General features: G+C 72.0%; 7 protein-coding genes. 3 read left to right on the plus strand and 4 right to left on the minus strand.

The window, feature by feature from the left end; genetic code table 11:
* The first annotated feature begins 327 nt into the window (after nucleotides 1–327).
* Nucleotides 328–1,005 carry a macro domain-containing protein gene (locus HYE82_RS31170; protein ID WP_179177551.1) on the plus strand — a complete coding sequence of 226 codons (678 nt, stop codon included), beginning with the start codon at nucleotides 328–330 and terminating at the stop codon, nucleotides 1,003–1,005.
* Between the two features lie 93 nt (nucleotides 1,006–1,098).
* On the opposite strand, the gene HYE82_RS31175 is transcribed toward HYE82_RS31170, so the two are convergent.
* Nucleotides 1,099–2,301, minus strand: coding sequence for an erythromycin esterase family protein (locus tag HYE82_RS31175; RefSeq protein ID WP_179177552.1), 1,203 nt, complete (start codon nucleotides 2,299–2,301; stop codon nucleotides 1,099–1,101).
* Between the two features lie 58 nt (nucleotides 2,302–2,359).
* Between HYE82_RS31175 and HYE82_RS31180 the strand changes: the two genes are divergently transcribed.
* Nucleotides 2,360–3,163 (plus strand): TioE family transcriptional regulator, encoded by an 804-nt coding sequence (locus tag HYE82_RS31180; RefSeq protein WP_179177553.1) that lies wholly within the window; start codon nucleotides 2,360–2,362, stop codon nucleotides 3,161–3,163.
* 23 nt (nucleotides 3,164–3,186) lie between these two features.
* Here the strand turns inward: HYE82_RS31180 and HYE82_RS31185 are convergent, their stop codons facing one another.
* Nucleotides 3,187–4,473, minus strand: a complete 1,287-nt coding sequence (locus HYE82_RS31185; protein WP_179177554.1) for a phytase — start codon at nucleotides 4,471–4,473, stop codon at nucleotides 3,187–3,189.
* Between the two features lie 884 nt (nucleotides 4,474–5,357).
* On the opposite strand from HYE82_RS31185, the gene HYE82_RS31190 reads away from it, so the two are divergent.
* Complete coding sequence (locus HYE82_RS31190; RefSeq protein ID WP_179177555.1) at nucleotides 5,358–5,747, plus strand: hypothetical protein; 390 nt, start codon at nucleotides 5,358–5,360, stop codon at nucleotides 5,745–5,747.
* 261 nt (nucleotides 5,748–6,008) lie between these two features.
* Here HYE82_RS31190 and HYE82_RS31195 read toward each other — a convergent pair whose 3' ends face one another.
* Both HYE82_RS31195 and HYE82_RS31200 read right to left on the minus strand, forming a co-directional pair.
* Complete coding sequence (locus HYE82_RS31195) at nucleotides 6,009–6,521, minus strand: hypothetical protein (RefSeq protein ID WP_179177556.1); 513 nt, start codon at nucleotides 6,519–6,521, stop codon at nucleotides 6,009–6,011.
* Nucleotides 6,522–6,549: 28 nt separating this feature from the next.
* Nucleotides 6,550–7,644, minus strand: a complete 1,095-nt coding sequence (locus HYE82_RS31200) for a MerR family transcriptional regulator (protein WP_179177557.1) — start codon at nucleotides 7,642–7,644, stop codon at nucleotides 6,550–6,552.
* Nucleotides 7,645–7,696 lie beyond the last annotated feature (52 nt).

Here is a 7,696-nt window from a genome sequence, read left to right on the forward strand (position 1 = left end):
GGCTGGGCCTGGGTGGGGGCGTCGCTCATGGTGGAGGTACTCCGAAGGATCACACCGTGCCGGCACGGGCATGGTGGCGAGGTGGTCGGTGTCCCCGCGGGAAGCGGCGGACACGCAGAGCGGAACGGATCCGGGAGCATGCGGCGGGGCGGGTGGGCACACGTCGCCGAAGCTCGATCACCGGTAATCCGGCGGCAGGCTAACACCGTGCCGAGAGCTTGGCAATCGTGACGACCGGTCACCGGAGCGTCTGGAAAGGGGCGTTGTCAGTGGGGCCCGGTAGCGTCGTTACCGGTGGGCAGACCTCTTGTCGACGGGAGTCGAATCATGACCGTGAACCGTGTGCAGCCGCAGCTCAGGGTGGTACTGACGGATGTCAACGCGAAGGTGGTGGAGTCGTGGCGGGCGGCCTTCGCCGACACTCCGGAGATCGAGATCCGCAAGGGTTCGATCCTCTCCGAGGAGGTCGACGCCTGGGTCAGCCCGACCAATGCGCGGGGCCGGATGGACGGCGGTGTGGACGCCGTCATCAAGCGGCACCTCGGGGCGGGCATCCAGCTGCGCGTGCAGCAGGCGATCCGCGACGGGTTCGCCGGCAGCCTGCCGGTGGGCAGCGCGGTGTGTGTCCCGTCGGGGGCGGTCAACCCGAGGTTCCTGATCTCGACGCCGACGATGGAGACGTCCTCCCAGAACGTGAGCGAGACGCTGAACGTGGCCCTGGCGTGTGCCGCCGCGTTCCAGGCGGTCCACCGGCAGAACCTGGCGAAGCCGGGCAGCATCACCTCCGTGGCGCTGGTCGGCATGGGCGCCCGGACGGGCAGGGTGCCGGCCCGGGTGTGCGCCAACCTGATGTGGACGGGCTACACGCTGTTCAACGACCACCACTTCGAGGACTACGACGATCTGCGCAGCACGATCACGGCGCAGCTCGACGACATCGAGAACGCGCCCGAGGAGCAGCGGATACGCATCGCGCCGCCCCGGCGGGCCGCCTCCCGCCGCTGACCGGAGACTGCCGCCGGTGGGCGGGCAGGGCGCTGTCGGAGCGCCTCCCGCAGATCGCCGGGCGCACCGACGGGCCGGTCTGCCGGTGGGCCGCTAGTGCTCCGGGACGTCCTTGACGAACACGATCCCGTCGCTGTCCGCCAGGTGGGCCGGGTCGAGCGGGGCGTAGCCGAACCAGGGCGAGGTGCGGGGCGCGGGCCGAGTGTCGCCGAGGGCGGCGGTCAGCTGCCGGGCGTCGATGGCGCACCGGTCCTCGGGGAGCGCGTACAGGAGTCCTTCGACGGTGTCCGGCGGCGGCGTGTCCACGCCCCGGTGCCGGATCGTGCCGAGGGCCGTGGCCACGAAGGCGTACTCCTCCCCGAGCCGGGTGCTCACCAACGCGCCGGCGCTCCACCATTCCAGTGGCTTCCCGCCCATCTGCATGGTGCTCTTCTGCCGTTGGAGATGGGAGTTGTGGGCGTGGACGAGTGCCGGGCCGCGGGCGGCGATGGCGAGGAGGTTCTGCGCCATCATCCCGTCGCGCACGCCCACCAGCCGGGTCAGCCGGGCCGGTGAGGCGTCGGCCATCCAGTGGTGGTAGCGCAGCAGGCCGGTGGCGGTGCGCGCGTACAGGCCCGCCCGGTCCCGATCGTCCGGCGATGTCACCGCGAGGAGGTGCGGCGTCTGCTCGTCGAGCAGCGCCGCCAGGTCGTCGGCGATCAGCCGCAGCTCGCCGGCCTCGGCCGACCGTCCCACGGACCGGTCCGGGTCCGTCATCGCGGCGGGACAGGTCCACCGGTCGTCGGTGCCGAGCAGGCGGTCGAGTGTTTCCGCGGTGCAGGGGAGCAGGTCCGGGTCCACCCGGGCCGAGAGGTAGGCGTGGAGTGCGGTGAGGGCCTGACGGGGGCTCGCGGCGGCGGTGATCTCCAGTGGGCCGTCGAAGCCGGCGAAGCGGACCTGTTCGGACGCGGGACGGCCTTCGTTGTGGGCGCGCATCCAGCGCACGAGTTCGCGGTTGGCGGCGGATGTGCCCCAGCCGTGGCTGATGCCGTGTTCCATGACCTCGTCGAGGGTGCCCGTACCCGAGGTGACGTGAGCGTCCACGACCAGGCCCATCATGCAGTCGCTCTCGATCGCGATCGTGCGGTAGTCCTGCTGCTCGACGAGCTGCCGGAAGATCTCGTTGCGCAGCCGGAGCAGGGCGTCCTCGCCGTGGGTGGGCTCGCCCAGAGCGAGCAGCCGGGGCCGCGCCGGGAACAGCCCCATGACGGCGGCAGCGTCGACGGCGCGGGCGATTTCCTTGACGTCGGTTGCCATGCCTTCAACGCTATCGTTGAACCTCCGGTGGAAACTTTTCACCGATATCGTCGGCTTCATGGGGAGAAACCTTCAAAGCTGCGAGCGGCTCAGGCCGGTCGATCTGGCGCGCGGGCACGGCTTGTCCACGCAGGCGGTCAGGAACTACGAGGAGGTCGGCATCCTTCCGGCCGCCGGTCGCACACCGCACGGCTACCGCACCTACGACCCGCTGCACGCGAAAGCCCTGAGCGCGTTCCTCGCCCTGGTGCCCGGCCACGGCCACCGGACGGCGACGTCGATCATGCAGGCCGTGAACCGGGGCGCGGTCGACGATGCGTTGCGCATCATCGACGAGAGCCACGCCCAGCTCCTCGACGACCGGCGGACCCTCCAGGCCGTGGAGAGTGCCCTCCGCGACCTGGAGCCCACCGCGGCTCCCGGGCACACCGCGGCTCCCGGGCCCGGGCCCGCTGCCGGGTCCGGGTCAGCGGCCGGGTCCGGGCCCGGCAGCGCATTCATCGGGCCGCTGGCCAGGAAGCTCGGAATCCGGCCCGCGACGCTGCGCAAGTGGGAGCACGCCGGGCTGGTGCGCCCGCGCCGCGACCCGCGGACCGGGTACCGCGTCTACGACGAGGCCGACGTACGGGACGCCCGGCTGACCCACCACCTCAGGCGGGGCGGCTACCTGCTGGAGCAGATCGCCCCGCTGATCGCACAGGTGCGGGCGGCCGGCGGGCTGGAGCCGTTGGAGGCCGCGCTGTGCGACTGGCACCGCCGGCTGTCCGCCCGCGGGCGGGCGATGCTGACCGGAGCCGCCGAGCTGGAGGCGTACCTGTCCGCGGGCCCTGACGGGACTCCGGTCGCCGGCCGCGGCGACTGACCTGGTCGTTCCCAACGCCCGGTTCAGTCGAGAGAGTTGATGACGTCACCCAGGTCGACGAACTTGAAGCCGGTGGCCTCGCGGTCGCCGTCACCGGGGGTCTCCCGCCCGTCCTGGACGACGAGCAGGCCCTTCGGATACCTGTCGCCGAGTGGCGCGTTGATCGCGGCGGCGCCGTCGCAGACCTCCGAGCCGTCGAGGGCGGCCGAGGCCGCGGTGATGCGGAAGGCGCCCTCGTACTCGTTGTCCTCGTCGCGCTCGCGGTCGTAGGCGACGAACCGGTTGTCGCCCTGGCTGGAGGCCAGCAGGTACCCGTCGCCGCCGCGCTGGTTGACCAGCGTCAGGCCCTCGACGTCGGCCGACAGGTGCGTGCCGCCGTAGCCGGGGTCGACACCCGGCGTGCATTCCTCCGTGGCCTCGTCGTACGTGCCGGGGACGCCGTACTCGCGGACCTTGTCCATCAGCTGCGGGGTCCCGGTGAGATCCGCCTTGATCCGCCAGATGCCGACGTCCTCCTGGCCCGCGTAGAGCGTGCCGTTGGCCGGGTCGACGACCATGCCCTCGACCTGCGGCAGTTCGCCGGGCTCGGCGCAGGGCGCCCAGGTGGATCCGTTCGGCAGCCGGAAGGAGGACGGGAGGTCCAGAGTGCGCACACGGCGGTAGTCCACCGTGCCGGAGCCGGTCGTGACCAGCTCCAGAAGCGCGATCCGGGTGCGGCTGCGCCGGCTGACCAGGGCGTAGGACCGCCCGGTGGTCCGGTCCGTCCAGGTGGCCAGACCGTAGGCGGTGGCCTGCTCGTTGATCTCGCCCTGGTCGGCGGAGAACACGGGCTGCACGCCCGGGTCGGTGACGTCGGTCAGCGGGCCGCCCGGCCGGTCGCGGTCGATCCGGTAGATCCGCAGCCGGTCGTTGCCGCGGTCGCTGACCACCGCGACGTCCGCACGGGCACCGCCGACGCGCAGGCCGTGCACGAGGTCGACGTTGTTGAACCGGCCGGGCGCGTCGTCGGCGCCGGGGCCGGCCGGGGCCGGAACGGACTGGACCTCCTCGGCGTCGAGGTCGTAGACGCGCAGGCCGCCCTGCTTGGCGGTGGCGATCACCAGACTGCGGCCCGGGTCGGCGGAGTTCCGCCAGATCGCCGGGTCGTCCGCGTTGGCGTCGCCGCCCGCCTCGTCGTCGAACAGGGCCCGGGTCTCGGCCTTCGGGTGAACGGCTTTGATGCCATGGGCTTCGGCCGGCAGCGCGAACGAGGCGGCGAGCACCCCGCCCAGGACGAGCGCGAGGGCGCGCCCCACAGGACGTGTCGTCATGATCCTTCTCTCAGAGGGGAGTTGGAGTGGCGGCGACACGCTCCCGTGGCCGGGCGGCCGCACGTGGACCGGTTGCCGGCCGGCAGGTGAATTCGCCGGTACGCACCCGCGCGGCCGCGTGTCTCGATCACGGGTTCACGGCACCGACCAGAGGGACATGTGAGACGTCCGGCACCGGTGATCACGTCGCTGCTCCTGCTCGTGGCGGCCGGCTGCCAGGAAGCCGGATGCGAAGGCGCCCGACAGCGAGCGTACCGCCGGGACGGGCACGCCGCCCGCCGGCCCTCCGTGCCCGGGCGGGCACCGGTCCGGACGGCAGCAGCCGGTGCATCTCACGGCGAAGGGCAGGATCCCCGTCGGCCTGGAGAAGGACAAGCACGACGCGGTACTCACCACGTGGGACGCGCGGGGCCGACCCCGTGACGGGCGTGGCCGGCAGCCGCTTCCGGGCCCCTGCGGCCCGGGCGTGGATCGCCGCATTCAGCCGGGCGCTGCGCCCCTACGCGGGCGGTGCCTGCGTCAACGTGCCGAACGTCGGTGTGCAGGACGTCGGTGTGCAGGACGGGGAGACCGCCTACCGCGGTCCGACTTCGACCGACTGCGCACGATCAAGGCGGAGCACGACCCGCACCACGTCTTCAAGTACGGGGGCGAGCGAGCCTGCGGAATCGACCAGCGGGCGCCGGCCTCGTGTCACGCTCTCGCACGGTCGCGCCGGCGGTTCCGCCCGATTCCGCCGCGCCGGGCGGCTCCGGGTGCTTCCGGGATGAGGACGCAGGGGTTAAGACGTATCCATCATGACAGATCTGACGGCATTTTCGTAGGGCGAACAGCACAGGCGATCGGCCTTGTTCGGGAGCTGTCGGGCTTTCAGAATTCCGTTCATGAATCACTCGGTGAATATCAATCACGATGCAGTGCTGCGGGCCAGGGTTTCCCTCCTGGGTTCGGAGAAGCCCACGGTCCGTCAGCGAGTTGCGGCCTACCGGGTTCTCGTGCAGGTCAGCCCGCTGGCATACCTGTCCCGTCTGGCTGTCGACCTCATCAAGTACAGCAAGGAATTCGCTGACCAGCCCGAGACGGTACGGGCCTTGCGGGCCGAATCCGTCGCCGCTGCGCGCCGCTTGTGCGAGCTGGAATCGGGCCGTCAGCGACTTCTCATCGCAACACTGACGGCTCTCCGGGAGCAGCTGGACCTCATGGAGCGGAGGGAGGAAGCGTCCGCCGTGACGAGGGAAATAGCCCTTCTCGAATCCGCCTCCCGGGATTCCTAGGGCGCGCCGGCTGCGGGGAGTCGGGCGTGCGGAACGGTGCTGGGGCCGGACCCCGACGGCCACACCGTCCACCAGCAGGACGCGGTGGTTGCCGGCCTGGCCGCCGGAGAGGGCCCGGGCGCGGGCGGCGCACCGGACCACCAGGGCAGGTCGGCAGCGCCGAGCAGGTGCACGGAGCCGCGGGAGGCGGCGGGCGAGAGCGGCGTTCCAGGAGACCGTCGTCAGCGTCACACGGGCGAACCCGGCCGCCGTACGGGACGGTCACCGGCCCGTACGAGGCCCGGGAGCCCGCGCGCCGGTGTCCCGCTGGGTGATGGCATCGGCCACCTCCCCGATGGCCGTGCGCAGCAGATCACCGTACGGGTCGGGCGGGAGACGGGGGACGTGCTCTTCGGCCGCCCTGATGTGTTCGGCGGCGGCGTCGAAGGATCCCAGGCGACGGTGGTTGTCGGCGAGGTTGAGGTGCAGGGAGGGACGGAAGTCCTCGACGCGGAGGTTTGCCTGATGCTCCTGCAGGCGCTCCTCGGTCAGGGCGTCGGCGGCGTCGAGGGCCCGGACGTCCCAGACCAGGGCCCGGGCCGGATGCTCGTAGAGGTCGGCCAGGTGGTGCGCGAGGGTGCAGCGGTGCAGCGGGTCGCCGGTGACACCGATCGCGGACCACAGGTCGAGGAGTTTCCGGCGGGCGGACGCGATGCCGCCGGCCTGGCCCTCGGTGACGGCGCGGCCGATGGCCTCCATGGTGGGGTCGGGGCCGGGGAGGGGAGCGGCGGTCATGGCGGTGGCTCTCGTCTCGTTCTCGGGGTCAGGCGGCGTGGTGGGCGGGGTTGATCGGCATGGCCAGGGTGGTGAGGTCTCCGCGGTCGGCGGAGCGGACCGTCACGGGCTGGTCGGGTCCCCGCAGGTCCAGCATCACCTCGGGGCCGATGGCGGTGCTGACGGCCGGGTGGAGCGTGGTCAGGCTGAAGGAGAGCAGGAGTGGTTCCCCCGTCACGGTGGCCGGGAGCAGGACGTCTGGGTGCTCGGGGTCGGGGTTCGCCGTCGGGACGTGTACGCCGCGGTCGGTCACGAGCAGCGTGATGTGCCCGTCGGGATGTTCCTCCAGGGCGTGCAGGAGCCGGTTCTTCGGGAGGGTTGCGCGGGTGGTGGCCTCGGGCAGCGAGGCGAGCACCAGCCGGTGGTCGGGGAATTCGTCCGGCAGCAGACGGCAGTGCCGGTCTTCCCGGTCGGGCATGCGGAGCCGGATGCCGTGCGGGGTCGCCTCGATGCGCACCAGCGGGCTGCGGCGGATCTCGGGGGCGGCGGCCCGCAGTTCGTCTCCGTCGACCGTGGCGGTCCAGGGTGCGGTCGACGGTTCGGTGGGAACCAGGGTGCGGGTGGAGAGGCGGTAGCGGTCGGTGGCGGTCAGGGTGACGGTTTCCCGGTTCGCCTCGATGTGCAGGCCGGCGAGTACGGGCATGCCGGGTTCTCGTGCGGTGGCGGTCAGGATCTGCTCGACCGCGTCGGCCAGTACGGGGCCTTTCAGTGCGGCGATCGGCACGCCCGGCGCGCCGGCGAGCGAGGACGTGACGAGGGAGGACTTGATGAGGACGGCTTTGCGTTGCGCCGCCACCGCGTCCCCGAGGACCTGTGCGACGTGCCCGTCGATCAGCCGGGACGCCTCCCCGGGACCGGCGTCGAGGACCGCCTCGACGGTGGCGAGGGGCATGGCGATCTCGCGGAGCCGGCGCAGCGCGGTCGCCCGCGCCACCTGGTCGGCGCCGTAGTAGCGGTAGCCCGAGGCCGGGTCGACCTCGGCGGGAGGAAGCAGTCCGGAGTCGGCGTAGAAGCGCAGGGCACTGGGGGTCAGTCCACTGCGCCGGGCGAAGACCCCGATGGGCATCAGTTCGGAAGGCGGCATGCCGGCATCATGGGGTTTCAACCCACTTGAGGGTCAAAGCGGTTCGCCGGGG

It is taken from the genome of Streptomyces sp. BR123 (assembly GCF_013401435.1).
In the GTDB taxonomy this organism is placed as follows: Bacteria; Actinomycetota; Actinomycetes; order Streptomycetales; family Streptomycetaceae; genus Streptomyces.

Coding starts and splice junctions, on each gene's coding strand:
- HYE82_RS31170 (WP_179177551.1), top strand. CDS start 328: ATGACCGTGAACCGTGTGCAGCCGCAGCTCAGGGTGGTACTGACGGAT.
- HYE82_RS31175 (WP_179177552.1), bottom strand. CDS start 2,301: ATGGCAACCGACGTCAAGGAAATCGCCCGCGCCGTCGACGCTGCCGCC.
- HYE82_RS31180 (WP_179177553.1), top strand. CDS start 2,360: ATGGGGAGAAACCTTCAAAGCTGCGAGCGGCTCAGGCCGGTCGATCTG.
- HYE82_RS31185 (WP_179177554.1), bottom strand. CDS start 4,473: ATGACGACACGTCCTGTGGGGCGCGCCCTCGCGCTCGTCCTGGGCGGG.
- HYE82_RS31190 (WP_179177555.1), top strand. CDS start 5,358: ATGAATCACTCGGTGAATATCAATCACGATGCAGTGCTGCGGGCCAGG.
- HYE82_RS31195 (WP_179177556.1), bottom strand. CDS start 6,521: ATGACCGCCGCTCCCCTCCCCGGCCCCGACCCCACCATGGAGGCCATC.
- HYE82_RS31200 (WP_179177557.1), bottom strand. CDS start 7,644: ATGCCGCCTTCCGAACTGATGCCCATCGGGGTCTTCGCCCGGCGCAGT.